General features: G+C 65.1%; 22 protein-coding genes. 15 read left to right on the top strand and 7 right to left on the bottom strand.

Features of this window, described 5'->3' with window-relative positions:
- Window positions 1-51: 51 nt before the first annotated feature.
- The 5 genes from H6P80_RS02455 to uvrB all read right to left on the bottom strand — a co-directional run bounded on the left by H6P80_RS02455 (window position 52) and on the right by uvrB (window position 5,961).
- The gene (locus H6P80_RS02455; RefSeq protein WP_185799756.1) at window positions 52-561 is read right to left on the bottom strand and encodes a hypothetical protein; all 510 of its coding nucleotides are present in this window, start codon (window positions 559-561) and stop codon (window positions 52-54) included.
- The gene (locus H6P80_RS02450) at window positions 558-1,205 is read right to left on the bottom strand and encodes a hypothetical protein (protein ID WP_185799755.1); all 648 of its coding nucleotides are present in this window, start codon (window positions 1,203-1,205) and stop codon (window positions 558-560) included. The genes H6P80_RS02455 and H6P80_RS02450 overlap by 4 nt, the downstream gene beginning before the upstream one ends.
- Window positions 1,206-1,300: 95 nt before the next feature.
- Window positions 1,301-2,104 carry a methyltransferase domain-containing protein gene (locus tag H6P80_RS02445; protein ID WP_185799754.1) on the bottom strand — a complete coding sequence of 268 codons (804 nt, stop codon included), beginning with the start codon at window positions 2,102-2,104 and terminating at the stop codon, window positions 1,301-1,303.
- Window positions 2,105-2,189: 85 nt separating this feature from the next.
- Complete coding sequence (locus H6P80_RS02440; protein ID WP_185799753.1) at window positions 2,190-3,704, bottom strand: S10 family peptidase; 1,515 nt, start codon at window positions 3,702-3,704, stop codon at window positions 2,190-2,192.
- 76 nt (window positions 3,705-3,780) lie between these two features.
- Entirely contained in the window at window positions 3,781-5,961 is a 2,181-nt protein-coding gene (uvrB, locus tag H6P80_RS02435; RefSeq protein ID WP_185799752.1) for an excinuclease ABC subunit UvrB, read from the bottom strand.
- 126 nt (window positions 5,962-6,087) lie between these two features.
- Here uvrB and H6P80_RS02430 point away from each other — a divergent pair, with 126 nt between their 5' ends.
- From H6P80_RS02430 to H6P80_RS02400, 7 genes are all read left to right on the top strand, one after another.
- Window positions 6,088-6,561, top strand: coding sequence for a DUF3617 domain-containing protein (locus H6P80_RS02430; RefSeq protein WP_185799751.1), 474 nt, complete (start codon window positions 6,088-6,090; stop codon window positions 6,559-6,561).
- A gap of 87 nt (window positions 6,562-6,648) precedes the next feature.
- Complete coding sequence (locus tag H6P80_RS02425) at window positions 6,649-7,134, top strand: DUF3617 domain-containing protein (protein ID WP_185799750.1); 486 nt, start codon at window positions 6,649-6,651, stop codon at window positions 7,132-7,134.
- 167 nt (window positions 7,135-7,301) lie between these two features.
- Window positions 7,302-7,859, top strand: coding sequence for a DUF3617 domain-containing protein (locus H6P80_RS02420; RefSeq protein WP_185799749.1), 558 nt, complete (start codon window positions 7,302-7,304; stop codon window positions 7,857-7,859).
- A 128-nt stretch (window positions 7,860-7,987) separates the two neighbouring features.
- Complete coding sequence (locus tag H6P80_RS02415; protein WP_185799748.1) at window positions 7,988-9,193, top strand: TIR domain-containing protein; 1,206 nt, start codon at window positions 7,988-7,990, stop codon at window positions 9,191-9,193.
- Window positions 9,194-9,253: 60 nt separating this feature from the next.
- Entirely contained in the window at window positions 9,254-10,249 is a 996-nt protein-coding gene (locus H6P80_RS02410; RefSeq protein WP_185799747.1) for a toll/interleukin-1 receptor domain-containing protein, read from the top strand.
- Between the two features lie 22 nt (window positions 10,250-10,271).
- On the top strand, window positions 10,272-10,661 hold the full coding sequence (locus tag H6P80_RS02405; RefSeq protein WP_185799746.1) for a VOC family protein: 390 nt from the start codon (window positions 10,272-10,274) through the stop codon (window positions 10,659-10,661).
- Window positions 10,662-10,752: 91 nt separating this feature from the next.
- Window positions 10,753-11,310 carry a DUF3617 domain-containing protein gene (locus H6P80_RS02400; protein WP_185799745.1) on the top strand — a complete coding sequence of 186 codons (558 nt, stop codon included), beginning with the start codon at window positions 10,753-10,755 and terminating at the stop codon, window positions 11,308-11,310.
- Here H6P80_RS02400 and H6P80_RS02395 read toward each other — a convergent pair.
- Window positions 11,307-12,434 (bottom strand): MBL fold metallo-hydrolase, encoded by a 1,128-nt coding sequence (locus tag H6P80_RS02395; protein ID WP_407947215.1) that lies wholly within the window; start codon window positions 12,432-12,434, stop codon window positions 11,307-11,309. The genes H6P80_RS02400 and H6P80_RS02395 overlap by 4 nt on opposite strands.
- A gap of 45 nt (window positions 12,435-12,479) precedes the next feature.
- Between H6P80_RS02395 and H6P80_RS16435 the strand changes: the two genes are divergently transcribed.
- The 3 genes from H6P80_RS16435 (at window position 12,480) to H6P80_RS02380 (ending at window position 15,587) form a co-directional block, all read left to right on the top strand.
- Window positions 12,480-12,818: a TraR/DksA family transcriptional regulator gene (locus tag H6P80_RS16435; RefSeq protein WP_185799744.1), complete on the top strand. Its 339-nt coding sequence runs from the start codon at window positions 12,480-12,482 to the stop codon at window positions 12,816-12,818.
- Window positions 12,815-13,846, top strand: a complete 1,032-nt coding sequence (locus H6P80_RS02385; RefSeq protein ID WP_185799743.1) for a DUF3616 domain-containing protein — start codon at window positions 12,815-12,817, stop codon at window positions 13,844-13,846. Before H6P80_RS16435 ends, H6P80_RS02385 begins: the two co-directional genes overlap by 4 nt.
- 70 nt (window positions 13,847-13,916) lie before the next feature.
- On the top strand, window positions 13,917-15,587 hold the full coding sequence (locus tag H6P80_RS02380) for a flavin-containing monooxygenase (RefSeq protein ID WP_185799742.1): 1,671 nt from the start codon (window positions 13,917-13,919) through the stop codon (window positions 15,585-15,587).
- An 8-nt stretch (window positions 15,588-15,595) separates the two neighbouring features.
- Here the strand turns inward: H6P80_RS02380 and H6P80_RS02375 are convergent, their stop codons facing one another.
- A complete protein-coding gene (locus tag H6P80_RS02375) occupies window positions 15,596-15,868 on the bottom strand; it encodes a hypothetical protein (protein WP_185799741.1) in 273 nt (90 codons plus the stop codon).
- Window positions 15,869-15,949: 81 nt separating this feature from the next.
- On the opposite strand from H6P80_RS02375, the gene H6P80_RS02370 reads away from it, so the two are divergent.
- The 5 genes from H6P80_RS02370 to H6P80_RS02350 all read left to right on the top strand — a co-directional run bounded on the left by H6P80_RS02370 (window position 15,950) and on the right by H6P80_RS02350 (window position 21,485).
- Window positions 15,950-17,425: a peptide MFS transporter gene (locus H6P80_RS02370; protein WP_185799740.1), complete on the top strand. Its 1,476-nt coding sequence runs from the start codon at window positions 15,950-15,952 to the stop codon at window positions 17,423-17,425.
- A 470-nt stretch (window positions 17,426-17,895) separates the two neighbouring features.
- A complete protein-coding gene (locus H6P80_RS02365) occupies window positions 17,896-19,905 on the top strand; it encodes a ribonucleoside-diphosphate reductase subunit alpha (protein ID WP_185800943.1) in 2,010 nt (669 codons plus the stop codon).
- A complete protein-coding gene (locus H6P80_RS02360; protein ID WP_185799739.1) occupies window positions 19,902-20,213 on the top strand; it encodes a hypothetical protein in 312 nt (103 codons plus the stop codon). Before H6P80_RS02365 ends, H6P80_RS02360 begins: the two co-directional genes overlap by 4 nt.
- Entirely contained in the window at window positions 20,210-20,416 is a 207-nt protein-coding gene (locus tag H6P80_RS02355; RefSeq protein ID WP_185799738.1) for a hypothetical protein, read from the top strand. Before H6P80_RS02360 ends, H6P80_RS02355 begins: the two co-directional genes overlap by 4 nt.
- 19 nt (window positions 20,417-20,435) lie before the next feature.
- Window positions 20,436-21,485: a ribonucleotide-diphosphate reductase subunit beta gene (locus H6P80_RS02350; RefSeq protein WP_185799737.1), complete on the top strand. Its 1,050-nt coding sequence runs from the start codon at window positions 20,436-20,438 to the stop codon at window positions 21,483-21,485.
- Window positions 21,486-21,494: the final 9 nt, after the last annotated feature.

The following is a 21,494-nucleotide window of genomic DNA, read 5'->3' as shown; positions in this document are numbered from 1 at the left end:
GCATTGCACGGCAATGTTACAATTTTACGGCATCCACGGCCGGCGCATCGCTCAGGCGCGGCAATCCTCGAACACCCGGATCATCTCGGGCCAGTTGGGTATGGCGACCAGCGGCATACCGTTTACAGACACCGCGATGCGGCCGCGGGTGAAGGCCATCTTGTCGAGAAAATCGTCGCGCGCTTCGGCGGCCGCCACGGCATAGGGCAAGGCGCCGGTGCCGCCCTGCGCCGGATAGCTTTTCGCGCCGTGCGTGGTGCTGATCGTCATCGTCCCCCCGCCTTCGAGCGTGCCTTCGCGCGAGAAATAGATGCGTCGCTCGGCCAGCGCGCAGCGGACGAGGAACACGGCTTCGCTCTCCGGTTCGCCGAACAGCGCCACCGAACCGCGATCGTCCTGCCGATACACCCAGGTTCCGGCGGCCAGCGGCGCATCCTGCCAGCCCGGCGCGCTTTCGGCCTCCGGAGCGTCGGCCGACGGCACCTGCGCCGAACAGGCGGACAGGGCGACGAAACTTCCGGCCGTCCCGGCCAATAGGGCGAGCAGCGGCCGGAGCATCATTCCTCCTCCCCGGCGGCGGGAACCACAGTGCCGGCTTCGGTTGCGGTGACGGCGGTGTCGCGGCGATCGCAGGAACTCACGACGCTGGTGAGCACATCGGAGGCGGGGAAGGTTATCCGCGCCGAGCCGCCAAGGCGGACGCTGTAGGGCCCGTTGGCGGCGATCAAGCGGCCGATGAACGGCGCCGCCGCCGGAACCGAGATATAGGCCTCGACCCGGTCGCCGATCGTATTGGACGCGGTGAAGGTCGATCCCCCCTCGGGCGTGCTGATATAGACGGTTTCCGATCCGCCCTGCGGCGCCATGCCGACGAGCCGGACATCGATACCGCCGCCGATTTCGCAGGCGATGGTGATGCGCGGCGCCTCGCCCTCTTCGCCGAACCGGGCCATGCGCTCGCCGTCGACGGTCACCACCGTCCATTCGCCCGGCGTCAGCGCCGCCGAACCGCTGGTGTCGATCTGCCCGGGCGAGGAACCGGCGTCGAGGATATCGTCCTCGCCGCTGCCGCGCGCGTCGGCGGCGGTCCGGTCATAGTCTTCCTGCGCCGCAAGCGCCGCGCTGTGCGCCTCGTCGGGGGTTTCGGTTCGCGCACAGGCCGTCAGCGCAAGCCCGGTCAGGGCCAAAAGGACAAGCGGGCGCACGATCATTTCTCCACGGATTTCCATACAGCCATCAATGGGGCGCATGGGCCGCAAGATCAAGCAAGGGCGACGGAAAATCGGCCCATCGCCCGCGCCTAGCCGGGCTTGGAAGCGGTGACGATCAGCGCCGGATGGGCGAAGGAAACGGTTCCGTCGGCGGCGACGAAATCCCGGAATTCGGTCTCGGCCTCGGCCAGCAGCCTTGCGAACTGCGCGTCGTCGATCGCATCGGCCAGCGTCCAGCCCCGGATATCGGTATGCACCCAGGAGGCGACCGAGGGGAAAATCGCCGGCCCGCCATGCAGCGTCACCTGCGCATCGGCGATGCCCGCCGCGGCGAACAGGCGGGCCAGCGCCTTCTCGTCGCCCAGACAATAGGGCGCATAGAGCGCGTCGGCGGTTTCGGCGCCGAACAGCCGATCGAGCAGGGTGACCATCGCCATATAGCCGGGCACCCGTTCGAGCCCCGCCCAGACCGCCGCCGCCAGCCTTCCGCCGGGGCGCAGCACCCGCCACATCTCCGCAAGCGCCTGGCCGCGATCTTCGAAGAACATCAGCCCGAACTGGCTGACCACGGCATCGAGGCTGTTGTCGGCAAAGGGAAGCGCCTCGGCACGGCCCTCGTCCCAGACGATGTCGGCGGACGCGCCGCGCGCCACCGCCAGCATGCCGGCATTGCAGTCGAGACCGCGGACGATACCGCCGTCGCCGGCGCGCCGCTTGGCCTCCAGCGCGAGCACGCCGGTGCCGCAGGCGACATCGAGCACATGATCGCCGGGACGGATATCGGCGGCCTCGCAGACCGGCGCCGCCCAGCGCTGGAACAGCGCGGGCAGGAAGAATGTGTCGTAGATTTCAGCGGCGCTGGCCGTGACCTGGCCGGTATCCGCGTCGCTCACCCTGTGCCCCCTTGCGCCCTATGAGTCGGATTTACCTAGCATTTTTCGGGAGCAAAAGGGAGGGTACCCGCGATCGACCGGCTCTCTATCGCGCGCGGATGAAGGCGCGAATATCCTCGGCCAGACGGTGCCGGTCCTCGTCGCGCACATACATCATGTGGCCGGCGTCGTAATAATGGAACTCCACCCGGTCCTGCGGGATACCGGTGCGGTTGAGCGACAGTTCGGCGCCGAAAAAGGGCGTGGCGAAATCGTACCAGCCCTGCGCCACGAAGGTGCGCAGGCCGGCATTTTCGCGCATCGCCCGGCCGATATAGGGCGCGACGTTGAGATAGGCGTTGCGTCCGTTGTCGCCCAGCGACCAGTCCCACTGCCGGCCCGGATCCCGGCCGATCGACTGATATTCGCGGTCGGTCTCATAGCCGAGCGTCTCGCGCGTCCAGCTGTTGATCGCGGCGGTATAGCCGGCGTCGATGCCGTAAAAGCTCGGATCATTATCGGGAGTCTCGCCCGCATCGTCGAAATCGGTGCCGGTATAGCGCGAATCGAGCCGCCCGACGGTCAGCCCCTGGTCGCGCAGCAGTTCCTTGTAGAAGCGCTGCGACGTCACGCGCAGGTCCGCGCGGTCGAGATAGGCTTCGGAAAGCCCGGTCAGGCGGGAGAGCTCGGCGCGTACGCTGGCACGTTCGTCGGCGGGCAGGTCGGCGCCCTTCAGCAGCGCGGTGATATAGGGACCGATGGCGAAGCGCCGCGCCTCCTCGGCAATGGCGGCGGCGGAAGGGGCCTGGGCGCGGCCGTGATAATAGGCGGCCGTCGCCATGCTGGGCAGGGTGACGACATAGGCCATTTCGTTGCCCGGCGTCGGTTCGCGCGCGGCGAAATCGAGAATGGTGGAGATCAGGATCAGCCCGTTGAGGCCGACATCGTTGTAGGTCGAACCTTCGAGCTGGTTGACGACGGTCGCTGTCCGCGTGGTGCCGTAGCTCTCCCCGCCGAGAAACTTCGGGCTGTTCCAGCGCCCGTTTTCGTTCAGCCAGCGCCGGATCACCTGCGCCACCGCCTCGGCATCCTGGGTCAGGCCGTAATAGCGTTCGGGATCGGTGTCTTCGAGCAGATAGCTGAAGCCGGTGCCCGGCGGGTCGATGAAGACGAGATCCGCCACGTCGAGCAGGCTGTCGGGATTGGGCAGCAGCGGATAGGGCGGCCCGCCATCGTCGCGCGCGTCGGAGGGGATGGCGACGCGCACCGGCCCGAAGGCGCCCATCTGCAGCCATACAGAGCCCGAGCCCGGCCCGCCGTTGAACAGGAAGAAGACCGGGCGCGAGCTATCGCGCGGCGTGCGCACATAGCTGGTGGTGACGACCATGGCTTCGGGTGTGCCGTCTTCGGCGGAGAGCAGATTTTCCTGCATCGTCACCCGATAATTGATCCGCTGTCCGCCGAACGTGCCCGACATGTCGCGCGTGCGGACCTGCGGTTCGGGCGGCGCGGGCTGGGCGCTTTCGCCCTCGGCGGCGGCATCCTGCGCGATCGCGACCGGGGCGGCGAGGGCGGAAAGGGCGCAGGCCGTCAGCAAGGCGAGCGGTCGGAAAATGGTCATGCGGCTGGTGCTCCCCCGAAAATTGCAGGCGCGACTATGGAGCGCGCGGGACGGAGGTCAAGCGTCGGCGCGAAGGCTAGCGCATCTTCCGCTGCGTCTTGCCGTAGCGCATCTTGCGGGTGCCGGGCCGGCCTTCGGTGGCGCGGCCCCTGGGCTGGGCGATCTGCTCGCCCTCTGGCAGGCCCAGTTCCTCGGCTTCGAGCCGGCGGATTTCGTCGCGCAGCCGGCCGGCCTCCTCGAACTCCAGATCCGCCGCCGCCGCCTGCATGCGCTTTTCGAGGTCTTCGATATGGGCGCGGAGATTATGGCCGACGAGATTGTTGACCGCCTCGTCACCGGTATCGACCGTGACGCTGTCCTTCGACGCGGTGTGCGCGACGATATCGGCGATGTTGCGGATGATCGTCGTCGGCGTGATGCCATGCTCCAGATTATATTCGCGCTGCTTTTCGCGGCGCCGGTCGGTTTCCGCGATCGCGCGCTCCATCGATCCGGTCATCCGGTCGGCATAGAGGATCACACGGCCTTCGACATTGCGCGCGGCGCGACCGATCGTCTGCACCAGCGAGGTTTCGGAACGGAGAAAGCCTTCCTTGTCGGCATCGAGGATGCACACCAGCCCGCATTCGGGAATATCGAGCCCTTCGCGCAGCAGGTTGATGCCGACGAGCACGTCATAGACGCCGAGCCGCAAATCGCGGATCAGCTCGATCCGTTCGAGCGTCTCGACATCGCTGTGCATGTAGCGGACCTTGAGCCCGGCTTCGTGCATGAATTCGGTCAGATCCTCGGCCATCCGCTTGGTGAGGGTCGTAACCAGCGTGCGATACCCCTTTTTCGCGGTTTCGCGGCATTCGTTGATGCAATCGTCGACCTGTTCCTCGACCGGGCGGATGATGACCGGCGGGTCGATCAGGCCGGTCGGACGGATGACCTGTTCGGAGAATACGCCGCCGGTCTGTTCCATCTCCCAGGGACCGGGCGTGGCGCTCAGGCTGACCGTCTGGGGCCGCATCGCATCCCATTCGTTGAAGCGCAGCGGGCGGTTGTCGATGCAGCTCGGCAGGCGGAAGCCATATTCGGCCAGCGTCAGCTTGCGGCGGTGATCGCCCTTGGACATCGCGCCGATCTGCGGGATCGTCTGGTGGCTTTCGTCGACGAAGAGCAGCGCGTTTTCCGGCAGATACTCAAACAGCGTCGGCGGCGGCTCTCCCGGCAAACGGCCGGTGAGGAAGCGCGAATAATTCTCGATCCCCGCGCAGCTTCCCGTCGCGGCGATCATCTCGAGATCGAAATTGGTGCGCTGCTCCAGCCGCTGGGCCTCGAGCAGCTTGCCCTCGTCCTGCAACTCCTTCAGCCGCACTTCGAGTTCGCGCCGGATCGCTTCCATCGCCTGTTTGAGCGTCGGCCCCGGCGTCACATGGTGCGAATTGGCATAGACCTTCACCCGATCGAGCATCGCGCCCTTCTTGCCGGTCAGCGGATCGAATTCGGCGATCTCCTCGATATCGTCGCCGAACATCGAGATGCGCCAGGCCATGTCTTCATAATGCGAAGGGTAGATTTCCAGATTGTCGCCGCGCACCCGGAAATTGCCGCGCGCGAAGGCGGCATCGTTGCGCTTGTACTGGAGCGCGACGAGCTTGCGGATGATATCGCGCTGGTCGACGCTTTGGCCCTTCCTGATCTCGAAGGTCATCGCCGAATAGGTTTCGACCGAGCCGATGCCGTAGAGGCAGGAGACCGACGCGACGATCAGCACATCGTCGCGTTCGAGCAGCGAGCGCGTGGCGCTGTGCCGCATCCGGTCGATCGCCTCGTTTACCGAGCTTTCCTTCTCGATATAGGTGTCCGAGCGCGCGACATAGGCTTCGGGCTGGTAATAATCGTAATAGCTGACGAAATATTCGACCGCATTGTTCGGGAAGAAGCTCTTGAATTCCCCGTATAATTGCGCGGCGAGAATCTTGTTGGGCGCGAGCACCAGGGCGGGCCGCTGCAGGGCTTCGACGACCTTGGCCATGGTGAAGGTCTTGCCCGATCCGGTGACGCCGAGCAGGACCTGGTCCTTCTCGCCGGCCTGCGCCGTTTCGACGAGTTCGGCGATCGCCGTCGGCTGGTCGCCCGAGGGTTCATAGTCGGAGACCAGCTCGAACCGCTTGCCGCCTTCGGCCTTTTCGGGCCGTTCGGGGCGGTGCGGAACGAAGCCCTCGCCGGTTTCGGGCTCTTCGAGGCCGGTGCGGATCGCGATTGCCATGATGAAAGGGATATGGCTGCCCGGCACCGGTTTCGCAACGCCGCAGCCTTGCCTTTGCGCCGACAAGACGGCAGAAATTCGTTTCGGGTTGCGCGATCTTTGGTTCCGGCTGCGATCGGAGGATATATGACGAAGCATAATATGCTTGGCGCGCCCCTGGGCTTCGCGATGCTCGCCGGCTGTTCCGGCGGCGTGAGCGAGACGATGCAACCCGGCCAATGGGAAATGACGCTGAACGTGACCGAGGCGACCGCGCCCGGCCTGTCGGACGAGATGAGCGCCGATCTTGTCGCCGAACTCAACCGCGAGCTCGCCATGGATCCGGTTTGCGTGACCCAGGCCGATTCCGAAAATCCGGCGCCCCGGCTGTTCCTGCCGGCCGAAGCGGAGGGCGAATGCGACTTTGCGGGTTCGACCGTCGAAGCCGGCATGATCAGCATCTCGGGCAGCTGCGGCGATGGCGGCGTGCTGACGATCGAGGGCGCCTATGGCGGCACGACGATGGAAGCGGTTCTGGAAGCGCGGATCGAAGACGGATCGGAGATGCTGGAATTTACCGCCGAGATGAACGGCGAACGAACCGGCGCCTGCACGGGCTAAACGCTCTTGCGCAATGATGCGCGAACCGCCAAGGTCCGCGCCAGCGGGTCGATTTTTCCTATTTTTCAAAGCTGAGGGGAAGTTAGAATGAAGAAGTTTTTGATCGCTGCGGCGCCGCTTGCGTTGCTCGGAGCCTGTTCGGGCGGCGGCAGCGATTCGCTGCAGGCCGGCGAGTGGACGATGACGACGACGATGACCGACATCGAAGTGCCGGGCATGCCGGAAGAAATGGTGGCCCAGATGCGTGAATCGATGGGCGACCAGGCCAATACCGAAACCGAATGCATCACCGACGAAGAAGCCGCCAATCCGCTCGAGGGCATGTTCTCGAACAACGAGATGGGCGAGAATTGCGACTTTGGCGATTCCACCTTCGAAGGCGGCGTGATCAACATCAGCGCGACCTGCGAAGCGCCGGGCGGCCAGCCGGGCACGGCCACCATGGCCATCGAAGGCACCTATACCGCGACGACGATGGAAGCCGAAATGTCCGTCGCCGTCGAAGGCGGCCCGATGGAAATGAACATGTCGGGCACGATGAGCGGCGAACGCACGGGCGAATGTGAAGCCTAGGGGTTTCGCGTCCGATCGATAGGGAAAGCCGCCTTGGCCCCTTGGGGCCCTGGCGGCTTTTCTTTGCGCGGCCGGCAGGGCCCGGCGCGGCGGCATCGCGATTGAAGCGGGTCGCGCGCTCGCGTAACAGGGGCGCGCGCAATCACGGCTTTCAAGAGAGGTTGAGAATGAAAAAATTCCTTTTGCTCGCGGCACCGCTGGCGCTCGTGGCGGGCTGCTCTTCCGGCAGCGCCGACGGCGATGGCGACGGCGAAATCAGCCAGGAAGAAGCCGAGGCGGCCGTCGAGGCGGCCAATATCTCGATCACCCCGGGCGACTGGGAAGCGACCATCCAGCTGACCGAGTTCGACATGCCGCAAATGCCCGAGGAAGCGCGCGCCGTGATGCGCGAGCAGATGGGCCGGGCGCAGACCTCCAATTCGTGCATCACCCGCGAAGAGGCCGAAAATCCGCAGGCGAACATGTTCGCCAATAATGACGAGAGCAATTGCACCTATAGCGAGTTCGACATGTCGGGCGGCAATATGCTGATCGCCGCGACCTGCAGCCCCGAAGGGATGGGCGGCGAGATGAGCATGCGCATGGAAGGCAGTTACACGCCGACCAGCTATGAAATGACGATGACGATGGACGTCGATTCGAGCCCGGCCGGGCCGATGCACATGGCGGGCCGGGTCAACGGCCGCCATGTCGGCGAAAGCTGCCTGGCCGAAGCCGGCGAATAACGCCCCGAGGGGGCGTCGCGGCGCATTGATCGCGGCGCGGCGCGCCTCTACCAAGGGCCTGTAGGGCAATATCGAGGGGGATCGGCACGATGGCGGCAACGGGGGCAAAACCGGAATCGAGACGTCCGGTGGCGTTCATCAGCCATCACAGCTCGCAGGAAAAGACTGCGCGCCACCTGAAAAATGTGCTGGAACGCAACGGCGTGACCGGCTGGATGGCGCCCGACGATATCGAACCCGGCGTCGCCTTCGACCAGGCGATCATCGAACAGGTCGAACGCTCGGACCTCATCCTGCTGCTCTTCTGTTCGAAATCCGATCAGTCGCGCCATGTGAAGCGCGAGCTGATGATGGCGGAGAACAACAAGAAGCTCATCTATCCCGTGCGGCTGGAGGATATCGATGCCAAGGGCCTCGCCTATTGGCTGAACGACTATCAATGGGTCGACTGGATCGACCGCCGCGACGCGACCATCCAGAAGATGATCGACACGATCAAGCGCCAGGTCGGCACCGCCGAGGCCGCCGCTTCACCGCCACCCGAAGAACCGGCCGCCGAGAACCCGGAACCGGCGGAACCGGCCCCCGAGGCTGCGCCCGGCAAAACCGCCGCTGCGCCGCCGAAATCCGAAACCGCCAAAGCCGAAGATTCCAAAGCGGCAAGCAAAGCCGACAAGGCGCCGCCGCCCAAAGCCGAAGCGCCGAAGCCGCCACCCCCTCCGCCTCCGCCCCCGGCGGCAGCCAAGCCGGGACCGGGCGACGCGGCGCCGTTGGGGCTTGCCGGCAGCGCGCCGGACGGCGGCAATGGGGCTGCCGGCTTGAGCCGCGCGACATGGATCGTGATCGGCGCGGTCGCGGTCTTTCTCGCGATCGTGCTGGGCCTGCTCGTCAACGCGCTGGTCGGCGGCAGCGAATCGGAGTTCAAGGTCCGCCCCGGCCAATGGGCGACCAGCTATGAATTCGAACGGACGCTCGAAAATTCGCGGCTCAATGCCAGCGAGACGCAAGCCTTTATCCGTCAGATCGACGAGGCGGCGGTCGCCCAGTGCATCTACGAGGACGATGCCCGCAGCCCCGGCGACGATTTCTTCGATCCCGACGGCAGCGGCAATTGCGAGATGAGCAATCTCGAAATGACCGGCGGCGAATTCAGCGCGCAGCTCCAATGCCGGCCGGACTGGCTGAACGGCGAACCGATGCGCGTCTGGCTGCGCGGCACTTATGATTGGGAAGAAATCAACGCCGAGGCCGAATATGCCATCGCGCCCGGGACCAACCGGGAATTCCGTTTCGTCACCACGGAGACGAAACGCCATATCGGCCCCTGCGACTGACGCGAAAGCGTTAACCCGACCAGCCCTATGGGGACTGAGGGGAAAGGAGCATAGCGGCACATGAGCGACAAGCCCGACGCCTCGGACGAGCAGCGCCCGGTCGCGTTCATCAGCCATCACAGCTCGCAGGAACGCACGGCGCGGCACCTGAAGGAAATCCTCGAACGCAACGGCATCACGGGCTGGATGGCGCCCGACGATATCGCGCCGGGCACGCGGTTCGATACGGCAATCGTCGACCAGGTCCGGACGTGCGACATGATCGTGCTGCTGTTCTGCGCGCGATCCGACCAGTCCGAACATGTCCGCCGCGAACTGACGCTGGGCGTCGACCACAAGAAACTCATCTACCCGGTCCGCCTCGAGGATATCGACGTGCAGGGCCTGGCTTACTGGCTGAGCGGCTATCAGTGGATCGACTGGCTCGACCAGCGCGACGAAACCATCCAGAAACTGATCGACACGATCCACCGCCAGTCGCCGGGCGACCGGAACACCGGCGAGGCGGACCCGCCGACCCGTCCGCGGCGCCGCCGTGCGCCGGGCAGGCGATGGTGGTGGATCGGCGGCATCGCGGCCCTCGCCGCCCTGGCGATCGGGCTGGGCTGGCTTTTCTGGAGCGAGAAGGAAGCCCATGAGTTCAAGGTTCTTTCCGGCGGCTGGCTAAGAGAGCTCGAAAGCCACAGCCTCGTGACCCGCGGTATCGAGCCCGACGCCGCCGAGGCCCTGTTCGACCGGCTGACGCTCGACAGCGCGCAGGGCTGTATCGGCCCGGCCGATGCCGACAGTCCCGGCGTCTCCTTTTTCGATCTCGACGGCCATAATAATTGTTCGATGGACCAGATCGGCCGGGACGGGGACGGCGACCTGCTCGCCGAACTCACCTGCCGCCCCGAAGCGCTCGACGGCGGCACCGCCAGCTTCGCGCTCGAGCTGACGACCGATCAAAGCACGAAGATCGGCGCCGCGGGCAATCTCACGATCAGCGACGACACCGGCGCGCGCACCCTTTATCGGGTCGCGTTCCACTATTATTATGCGGGCAAGGCCTGCTGAACCTTCCGGAAGGGATGACGCGATGATCGGCTATGCAATGTTCGGCACCAACGATCTTGAAAAAGCGCGCGGCTTTTACGACGCGGTGCTCGGCGAATTGGGCGCCAAGCGGGTCATGGAGTTCCCGACCGGCGCGACCGCCTATGGCACCGACATGGAACGGCCGATGATCGCGATCACCCCGCCCCATGACGGCCAGCCGGCCAGCGCCGGCAACGGATCGATGATCGCGCTGGCGGCCGCAAGCCGCGCCGAGGTCGACGCGACCCACGCCAAGGCGCTCGCGCTGGGCGCCGCCGACGAAGGCGCGCCGGGCGTGCGCGGTGAATTGGGCCCGCAGGCCTTTTACGGCGCCTATTTCCGCGATCCCGATGGCAACAAGCTGTGCGTGTTCAAAGTGGGGCCGGCCTAAGGTTAATCCCGGCCCAAGAGCGGTCATACGGTTTCTTTACGCCCCGCGACTAGGTTTTCTCAATCAATTCAAGTGATTGAAGGATTCCCCCATGCGCCTCATTCCCAATACCCTGCCGCTGGCCGCCCTCGCGCCGTTTGCGCTCGCGGGGTGCGGCGATTCCGAACCCGAAATGCCCTACGAGACCGAACTCGTCGAAAATCGCGTGCAGACCGGCGAGCTTGCCGAGCAGCCGCTGCGCCCCGGCCTCTGGTCGCTCTCCGAAACGATCGGCGAGGTCGATCAGGCCACGATGAGCGGCGCCCAGGAAGCCGAGATCGAGGCGGACGGCGATCGGCGCGGCAATGCCCGTACGATTTGCCTGCCGGTCGAATATGCCGATCGCCCGCCCGCGGAGTTCTGGGCGGGAAGCGGCAATGCCTGCCAATATGACGAATTCCGCATGGCCGACGACGCCCTTACGGCGCGGCTGACCTGCAATGCGACGCCGGGTTCGATCACCCTCGCGCTCGACGGCAGCTACAGCGAGACCGGCTTCGATCTTGCGATAACCACGATGCGCACCGGCACGGGCAGCGAGAATATCACCGTCAACGGCCGGCTCGAAGGCGAATGGCGGCGCGAATGCACCGCTGAGGAAGCGGGCTAGCGCGCCGCCAGCGCGGGTACCGCCCAAACCGTGCCCTGGGGCACGGCGCGGAAACGATCTTCGGAAATCCCGGCTTCGGCGAGATGGCGCGCGAGCAGTGCGCGCGGCGTATCGATCTCTTCCCAGCTGAGGCGGAAGGTGCGCCAGTGGATGGCGAGCGCGTTCGCCGCGCCGAGCGCTTCATACACCTGCACCGCGTGATCCGGCCCGACATGGCTGCCGCTCCAGTTCTGTCCGGGCTGGAAGCGAAAGGCGCCGATCGGGATGAGCGCGAGGCGGATGGGGCCGTAGGCCGCCGCCTCTTGCGGCCAGCGCATGTCGCCGGGCCCGGTATCGCCGGCGAAGAAGATATTGCCGCCCGGCGTCCGCACGACGAAACTCGACCATAGAGCCCGGTTCCGGTCCACGAACCAGCGCGAGCCCCAATGATGGTTGCGGGTGACGATCACCTCCACATTGTCGGTGATGCGCACCCGCCCGCCCCAATCGCGCGTCACCGCCTGCGCGCCGGCATTGGCGATCACGGCATCGTTGCCGAGGCTGGTGACGATGGTCGGCCGGTCCCGCTCCCACAGCCGCCGCAAGGTCGGCAGGTCCATATGGTCGTAGTGATTGTGGCTGACCAGGACGAGATCGATCGGCGGCAGGTCCGCGAACCGTACGCCCGGCTCGGCCACGCGTTCCGGCCCCAGCGGCGGGAAGGGCGAGGCATGGTCCGACCAGATCGGATCGGTAAGGATGTTGAGCCCCTGGGTTTGCACCAGCACCGTCGCATGGCCGACCCAGGTCGCGACCATCCGGTCCCCCTCGACGCGCGCTTCGGGAATGACGGGCGTCACCGCGACATGATCGGGCCATTCGGGGCGCGCATCGCCGAACAGCGCGCCGCGCACGAAGCTGCCCCGGCGGCGCGGCTCGGTCCGGCTGGTCGGATCGCCCACCCATTCGCCTTCGCCCTCGTCGGGGTTGAAGAAATGCTCGCCGTCGAAATGGTCGCTCGGCGCGCCTTCATAATAGATGCGGTCGAGAAAGGGCGGGATCACCACCGGTGCCAGCATGATCGCGATAAGGAGGAAAAGCAGGCCGCTGCCGATCCAGCGGGCGAGACGTTTGACCATCGGCATCGACTAGCGCTTGATCTTGCCCCGGCCAAGCCCGACACATCGCTTATGGCGAATGGCTTCGACGAACGGACATGGCGCAAGCGGCTGGAAGAGCTGCGCCGCGCGCTCGCCTCCGAGGACGAAGGCGCCGCCGAATGGCGCAAGCCCGTCGAGCTCGACCAGCAAAGCGTCGGCCGGCTGTCGCGCATGGACGCGATGCAGCAACAGGCGATGGCCGATGCCGAGGCGCGGCGGCGCAAGTCCGATATCGCGCGCATCGACGCCGCGCTGAAGCGGCTGGACGATGGCGAATATGGCTGGTGCCTGGGCTGCGGCGAGGCGATCGCGGAGAAACGGCTGGAGATCGATCCGATGGCGACGCAATGCGTGGGGTGCGCGGCATGAGAGCGGCTTTGACAGGCATCCTGTTGCTGGCGCTGGCGGCCTGCGGCGAGAGCAGCGCGCCGCCGCGCGATTTCGGCCCCGTCGTCACCGTTGCCGGGCATTTCGGCGCGGCGGGCGAAGCGTCCGAGGATGTGAGCGGCCTTGCCTGCGACTGGCAGGCGGCCGGTGGCGGCGAAATGCGCTGCCTCGCCATCGAGGACGAGGAGGCCGAGGCGCAATGGGCGGCGTTCGGCAACGACATGCTGCGCGCCGGGCGGCGTTTCGCCCTGCTCGGCCCCGAACGCCCGCTCGGCACCCCGCCTTCCGGCATTTGCGGCGGCGGCATTTCCGGCGACGGCGAACTCGATGGCGAGGCGGCCGCGTTCAGCGACGGCGCCTATTATGTCACCGGCTCGCATGGCTGTTCGCGCAACAATGACGAATTCGACGCGGCCTCCTTCCTCGTCGTGCGCATCACGCCCGACGACCAGCCGGGCACCGATGTCGCGCCGGGCACCGTAGCGGTCGAGCAAAGCTATCGCCTGTCCGGCCTGCTCAGGCGCGCGCCCGAACTCGCCGGCTATTTTGGCGCGCGGCTCGAAGGCGGCAACGGGCTCAATATCGAAGGGCTCGCCGTCGATGGCGACCGCATGATCTTCGGGCTGCGCGCGCCGGCGGTAAACGGCACCGCCTTCCTCTTCGAAACCAGCGCGACCGCGCTCTTCTCGCGCGAGATTGCGGGGACGGGCCGCGCCATTCCCCTGGCCCTCGATCCGGACGAAGGCGTACGCGATCTCGCCTTCCTGCCCGGCGGGCGGCTGCTGATCCTCACCGGCCCGGCGCAGAACCAGGACATTGCCTACCGCATCCTGCTGCGCGGCGAGGATGGCGGGCTGGCCCCGCTCGCCACGGTCTCCGCGCCCTATGAGGGCAAGGCCGAGGCGATCGCGGTGATCGGGCTGGAGGGCAACCGGCTCTCGCTGCTCGTCCTGTTCGATGGCGTGAACGACGGCGCGCCGCAGCGCCTGACCCTCGATCTTCCCGGCTAGGCTGCGCCTCTCGACTCCACCCCGCTCCTGCCGCATCATGCGCGCCGAGACATCTTTGGGAGAGGATGGCATGCGGGAGAATGACGTCGATGCGGTGATCGTGGGAGCCGGTTTCGCCGGGCTCTACATGCTCCACAGATTGCGCGGCCTGGGGCTCAGCGCCCGGGTGTTCGAGGCCGGGGACGATGTCGGCGGCACCTGGTACTGGAACCGCTATCCCGGCGCGCGCTGCGACGTCGAGAGCATGGAATATAGCTTCTCCTTCGACGAGCATCTCCAGCAGGAATGGGACTGGACCGAGCGCTACGCGACCCAGCCCGAAATCTTGCGCTACGCCCAGCATGTCGCCGAACGGTTCGACCTCAGGCGCGACATCACATTCTCGACCCGCGTCGAAAGCGCGCATTACGACGAAGCATCGGACCGGTGGACGGTGACCACCGATGGCGGCGAGACCGTTTCGGCGCGCTATTGCGTGATGGCGACCGGCTGCCTCTCCTCGCCGCAGGTGCCGGGCATTCCCGGCATCGCGGATTTCGAGGGGCCGACCTATATGACCGGGCTCTGGCCGCATGAAGGCGTCGATTTTACCGGGCAGAAGGTCGCGGTGATCGGCACCGGATCGAGCGCCATCCAGTCGATCCCGCTCATCGCGAAGCAGGCGAGCGCGCTCACCGTCTATCAGCGCACGCCCAACTATATCGCGCCCGCGCACAACCACCCGCTCGATCCGGATTATGTGGCGGACGTGAAGGCGCATTATCCCGACTTTCGCGAAGAGGCGCGGGATACGGCAATCGGCATCCGCCTGCCCTTCGGCCCGCCCGAACAGCTGGCGCTCGCGGTGCCGGACGCGGAACGCGAGGCCCATTATCGCAAGCTCTGGGACTATGGCGGGCTCACCATGCTCGCATCCTATGCCGATATCGGCATCGACCTTCGGGCGAACGAGACCATCGCCGAATTCCTGCGCGCCCGTATCCGCGAAAAGGTGCGCGATCCCGAAACCGCCGAGAAGCTCTGCCCGAAAGACTATCCGGCCGGCGCCAAGCGGATGTGCGTCGATATCGGCTATTACGAGACCTTCAACCTGGATCACGTCCATCTCGTCGATATCAACGAGGAGCCGATCGAGCGGCTGACCGCGACCGGCATCGACACGGCGACCGGGCATCGCGATTTCGACGCCATCGTCTTCGCGACCGGCTTCGACGCGATGACGGGCACCTTGGGCAAGATCGACATTCGCGGCCGGGGCGGCGCAAAGCTGGCCGACAAATGGGCGGCCGGCCCGCGCGCCTATCTGGGCCTGATGAGCGCGGGCTTCCCCAACCTCTTCCTGATCACCGGGCCGGGCAGCCCCTCGGTGCTGTCCAACATGATCGTGTCGATCGAGCAGCATGTCGGCTGGATCGCCGATTGCCTCGCGGCGATCGGCGGCGGCACGATCGAGCCGCTGACCGAGGCCGAGGACGCCTGGGTCGAGCATGTCAACATGATCGCCCAGCCGACCATCTATATGCGCGCCAACAGCTGGTATCTGGGCGCCAATATTCCCGGCAAGCCGCGCATCTTCATGCCCTATGTGGGCGGCGTGAACAGCTATCGTTCGATCAGCCGCGAGGTGGCGGACAAGGGCTATGCGGGCTTCGCGGTGAACGGCGCGCCCAATGCCGAAATCGTCGATTTCGCCGCGCATATCGCCATGCCCGACGCGCTGATGGACATGGAAGCCGCCTGAAGCTTCGCCTAGGGGCCGCGGTTCATCTGGCTGAGCAGCATATAGGCGCCGGCGTTGAGCGCGGTATAGGCGCCGTAGAGGAACAGCGCCATCGGCTGGCCCTGTTTTGCAAAGGCGAGCGCGGCGACGAGCAGGGCGAACTCGAAGACATAGCTGCCCCAGCCGCCGCCGAATCGCCGGAGCGTCGCGGCGATTTCGGCGAACACCGGACCGCGCCCTTCCATCACGCTGCGATGGAGGAAGAAATTGGCGATCCCCATGACGAAGACGATCCAGAGCATCGCCCGACGCTAGCAGCCGCGCCGATGCGCAGCCAGCGCCTCTGACGGGCAGATCGCCCAAGCCGCTGGACTCGCTGCACAATGCGCCTATTTTGGAGGAATCACGCCTCGCGCCGCGGCATATTGCCGGGCCGGGCGGCGACAAGCCGGGGGGCAAAGCGTATCGCAACCGACACTGGGGCCGGGCTCGCCAGCAGTGCGCCGCCACCCACCGCTACCTTTCTCGGACATCCCAAGGGCCTGGCCTATCTCGCCATGACCGAGGCCTGGGAGCGTTTCTCCTTCTACGGGATGCGCGCGCTGCTGGTGCTCTACATGGTCCAGGAACTGCTCCTGCCCGGCCATATCGAAAATGTCGCGGGCATGGCCGCCCTGCGCGGCGGGCTGGAATCGATGACCGGGCCGCTATCGACCCAGGCCTTCGCCAGCCAGGTGTTCGGGCTTTATGCCGGCTTCGTCTATTTCACCCCGCTGTTCGGCGGGTGGATCGCGGACCGCTGGCTGGGCGCGAAGAAGACCGTGATGATCGGCATCGTGCTGATGACGCTCGGCCATTTCGCGATGGCGTTCGAGGTCACGGTGCTGTTCGCGCTGACGCTGCTCGTGCTCGGATCGGGTTGCCTCAAGGGCAATATCGCCGCGCAGGTCGGCCATCTTTATCCCAAGGCCGACGAGGCGCGCAGAACGCGCGGTTTCACGATCTTTTCGACCGGGATCAATATCGGCGCGGTTGCCGGCCCGGTGGTCTGCGGCCTGCTCGCGCAGCTCTATGGCTGGCATATCGGGTTCGGCGCGGCCGGGCTCTTCATGCTCGTCGCGGCCCTCATCTATTTTAGCGGCATGCGCCATTTCGCCGCCGAACGGCCGCGCGCGAAAAGCGCCGAGCCGATTACCCCGCTCGAAAGGCATGAACGCCGGATGCTTGGCCTGATCGGCGTAATCCTGGTCATCAGCCTGTGCCAGTTCCTCGCTTACGACCAGATCTTCAATGTCGGGATGATCTGGGTTTCCGAGCAGGTGGATCTGGCCACCGCCGCCGGCACGGTTCCCGTGCCCTGGTTTGCGTCGCTCGATTCGCTGGCTTCGGTGCTGGTCGTCCCGCTGCTCATCCTGCTCTGGGGCTGGCAGGCACGGCACGGCCGCGAACCCGGCGATCTCGGCAAGATCGGCATCGGCGCGGCGGTCATGGCCGCCTCGATGGCGTCGCTCGCCGTCGGATCCTGGCTCGCCGGCGCCGGCCCGGCGGGAATCGTCTTTCCGCTGATCGCCTTCACCCTGTCCGGCGTGGCGTTCATGTGGTCATGGCCGACGATGCTGGCGCTGGTATCGCGGCGCGCGCCCGCCAAAACCAACGCCCTGATGATGGCGACCGTCTATCTGACCGCCTTCGTGACCGGCATCGGCTCGGGCTATATTGCCGGCTTTTACGAAAGCATGGGCGCGACCGGCTTCTGGATCCTCAATAGCGGGATTTCGCTTTCGGGAGCGATCGCCATCCTTTTGTTCGGCCCGGCGCTCAAACGCGCGATGGATGCGAACGAGCGGGAAACCGCCTGAAAAGCCGGCGCGGCGGGTGGAGGCCTATCGATTCGCCGGGCTTTTCAAACCGCTGGCAGCCACATTTGCCAAAAATTATTTTGTTCCAGTTTCGTTCCCTTGCATATCCGCAAGGCCAGCTTGGTCCACGCGTCGCGCGCGATAACAATCGTTACGCCTGCGATGAAGCGAATCAAAATAGCGCCGAATCGAATCACAAAATTCGCATCTACCCTCTTGTGCCCGAATCGTGGTTAAGACACTATGACTAGTGGTTTGGCCCGGGGGCTACCCAACAGGTTGTGGTGATTTTCCGCGATCGCGCTTCGCGGCATTCCTGTTTGCGCCCCTTTCGGACAGGCCATGTGGATATCGGGGACAAGAGCAAATGAGTTCCCGCAAGGCCACGAAACATGTGTAGGAAAATGGGTCCCGACTCGAACGAAGGAAGAACATTCCTATATCGAGGGGGCGGATAAGGGGTTATGATGATGGATCTGGCGAATAACGGCGAAGTGCCGGTGGACGATATGGCCGAGACGCTCGAAACGACGAAAAGCGAGGCAAATGCGAAGGCCGGCGACAAGCAGGCCGCGCAGGAAGACGGATTCACGCCCGAAGAGGCGATGGCCAAGCTTATCGAAAATGCGCCGGAAGCCGCCCCGGCCGAGGAAGCGATCGACAGCAAGTCGGTGCGCCCGCAAGCCTATGACATCGTCCAGGATCCCTCGCGCGACGATCTCCTGACCGAATTCGGCAAGGAGACGCTGAAGGACCGCTACCTCCTCCCCGGCGAAAGCTTCCAGGATCTCTTCGTACGCGTCGCATCCGCCTATGCCGACGATCAGGAGCATGCCCAGCGGCTCTACGACTATATCTCGCGGCTCTGGTTCATGCCGGCGACCCCCGTCCTTTCCAATGGCGGCACCGGGCGCGGCCTGCCGATTTCCTGCTATCTCAACAGCGTCGGCGACAGCCTCGAAAATATCGTCGACACCTGGAACGAGAATGTCTGGCTCGCTTCGCGCGGCGGCGGCATCGGCACCTATTGGGGCAATGTCCGCGGCATCGGCGAACCCGTCGGCCTCAACGGCAAGACCAGCGGCATCATCCCCTTCGTCCGGGTGATGGATTCGCTGACCCTCGCCATCAGCCAGGGCTCGCTGCGGCGCGGTTCGGCCGCCTGCTATATCGACGTCCACCATCCGGAAATCGAGGAGTTCCTCGAAATCCGCAAGCCTTCGGGCGACTTCAACCGCAAGGCGCTGAACCTGCATCACGGCGTGCTGATTACCGACGAATTCATGGAAGCCGTGCGCGACGGCGCCCCGTTCGACCTGAAATCGCCCAAGGACGGCAGCGTCCGCGGCACCGTGGATGCGCGCGCATTGTTCCAGAAGCTGGTCGAGACGCGGCTGGCGACCGGCGAGCCCTATATCGTCTTCGCCGATACCGTGAACCGGATGATGCCCAAGCATCAGCGCGACGTGGGCCTGAAGGTCTCCACCTCCAACCTCTGCTCGGAAATCACCCTGCCGACCGGCGTCGACCAGCATGGCGTCGACCGCACGGCCGTATGCTGCCTCTCCTCGCTCAACCTGGAAACCTGGGACGAGTGGAACGGGGATCCGATGTTCATCGAGGATATCATGCGCTTCCTCGACAATGTGCTGCAGGATTATATCGACCGCGCCCCGCCCGAAATGGCGCGCGCCAAATATTCCGCGGCGCAGGAGCGCTCGGTGGGCCTGGGCGTGATGGGCTATCACAGCTTCCTGCAGGCCCGCGGCCTCGGTTTCGAAAGCGCGCTCGCCAAGAGCTGGAACCTCAAGATCTTCAAGCATATCCAGACCAAGGCATCCGAAGCCTCGATGATGCTGGCGAACGAGCGGGGGCCGTGCCCGGATGCCGCCGACCAGGGCGTGATGGAGCGGTTTTCCTGCAAGATGGCGATCGCGCCGACCGCCTCGATCAGCATCATCTGCGGCGGCACCAGCGCCTGCATCGAGCCGATCCCGGCGAATATCTATACCCACAAGACGCTGTCGGGCAGCTTCATCGTCAAGAACAAATATCTCGAAAAGATCCTGATCGAGAAATCGAAGGATTCGACCAAGGTCTGGAATTCGATCCTCGAAAAGGGCGGCAGCGTCCAGCATCTCGATTTCCTCACGCCCGAGGAAAAGGAATCCTTCAAGACCAGCTTCGAGCTCGACCAGCGCTGGCTGCTGGAGCTGGCCGCGGACCGCGCGCCCTATATCGACCAGGCGCAGTCGCTGAACCTGTTCATCCCGGCGGACGTCGACAAATGGGACCTGCTGATGCTCCACTTCCGCGCCTGGGAGCTCGGCATCAAGTCGCTCTATTATCTGCGCTCGAAATCCGTGCAGCGCGCGGGCTTCGCCGGCGGGGTGGAGGCCGACAACACGCTCGACCCGAAACAGGTGGAACTCGCGACGGCCGAGACCACCGATTATGACGAGTGCCTGGCCTGCCAATGATCCGCGCGGCGCGCCTCGCTGCCGTCTCGGCGCCGCTTATCCTGCTCGCCGCGTGCGCGCGGCAGGAGGCGGCGGGGGTCGCGCCCGAAGCGCCGGGCTTCCTGCTCGGCGTGTGGCACGGCTTCATCTTCCCGGTCGCCTGGATCCTCTCGCTGTTCATGGACAATGTCGCGATCTACGCGGTGCCCAATAATGGCGGCTGGTACGATTTCGGCTATTTTATCGGCATCGTCTTCATCGGCGTCGGCGCGCGCAGCAGCAAGAAGGTGATCGTCTATCGGGACCGGTACAGGGACCGGCGCGGATGACGCGCGCCGCCGCCATCATGCCGCTGATCGGCGCGGTCGCCGCGATCGCCGGCCTCGCCGTCCTGCTGAAGCCCGGCGCGCTGCGCGCGCGCCTTGGGCTGAGCGACAGCGAGGCCAGCGCCTATGCCCTTCGTATTGTCGGCGCGATGCTCTTCGCGCTCGGCCTTTTCCTCGGCGGCTTCACGCTCGCCCTCAACAGCTAACCGCCCGGAGTAACCGTCCATGTCCCTCACCGAAGCCCGCAAGACCTACAAGCCGTTCGAATATCCCTGGGCCTATGATTTCTGGAAGCGGCAGCAGCAGATCCACTGGATGCCGGAGGAAGTGCCGCTGGGCGAGGATTGCCGGGATTGGGCGCAGAAGCTTTCCGATCACGAGCGCAACCTGCTCACCCAGATCTTCCGCTTCTTCACCCAAGCCGATGTCGAGGTGCAGAATTGCTATCACGACAAATATGGCCGCGTGTTCAAGCCGACCGAGATCAAGATGATGCTCGCCGCCTTTTCCAACATGGAAACGGTGCATATCGCCGCTTACTCGCACCTGCTCGACACGATCGGCATGCCCGAAAGCGAATATGGCATGTTCCTCGAATATGAGGAAATGGCCGCGAAGCACGATTATCTCAACGAGTTCGGCGTCGATAACGATGCCGACATCGCCCGCACGCTCGCCATGTTCGGCGGCTTTACCGAGGGGCTGCAGCTGTTCGCCAGCTTCGCGATGCTGATGAACTTCCCGCGCTTCAACAAGATGAAGGGCATGGGGCAGATCGTCAGCTGGTCCGTGCGCGACGAGAGCCTGCACTGCGAGGGCATCACCAAGCTGTTCCACGCCTTCTGCGCCGAGCGCGACTGCCTGACCAAGGCGGTGAAGGAAGATATCATCGATTGCTGCCAGAAGACGGTGCGGCTGGAAGACGCCTTTATCGACCTTGCCTTCGAGCAGGGCCCGGTGGAGGGGATGACGCCCAAGGCGATCAAGAAATATATCCGCTATATCGCCGACTGGCGGCTGGACCAGCTGGGCCTGCAGCAGATCTACATGGTCGACGACCATCCCCTGCCCTGGCTCGCCCCGCTGCTGAACGGCGTCGAGCACGCCAATTTCTTCGAGACCCGCGCCACCGAATATTCCAAGGCCGCGACGCGCGGCAACTGGAACGAGGTCTGGGACAATTTCGACAAGCGCCAGAAAGCCAACGCCAATGACGAAGAAGGCGAGGACGAGGGCGACGATATGTTCGAAAAGGCGGGGGTTGCGGCGGAGTAGGGATAGTAG

It is taken from the genome of Parasphingopyxis marina (assembly GCF_014237875.1).
GTDB classification, from domain to species: Bacteria; Pseudomonadota; Alphaproteobacteria; order Sphingomonadales; family Sphingomonadaceae; genus Parasphingopyxis; species Parasphingopyxis marina.
This window is presented reverse-complemented; position numbering and strand designations above follow the sequence as displayed.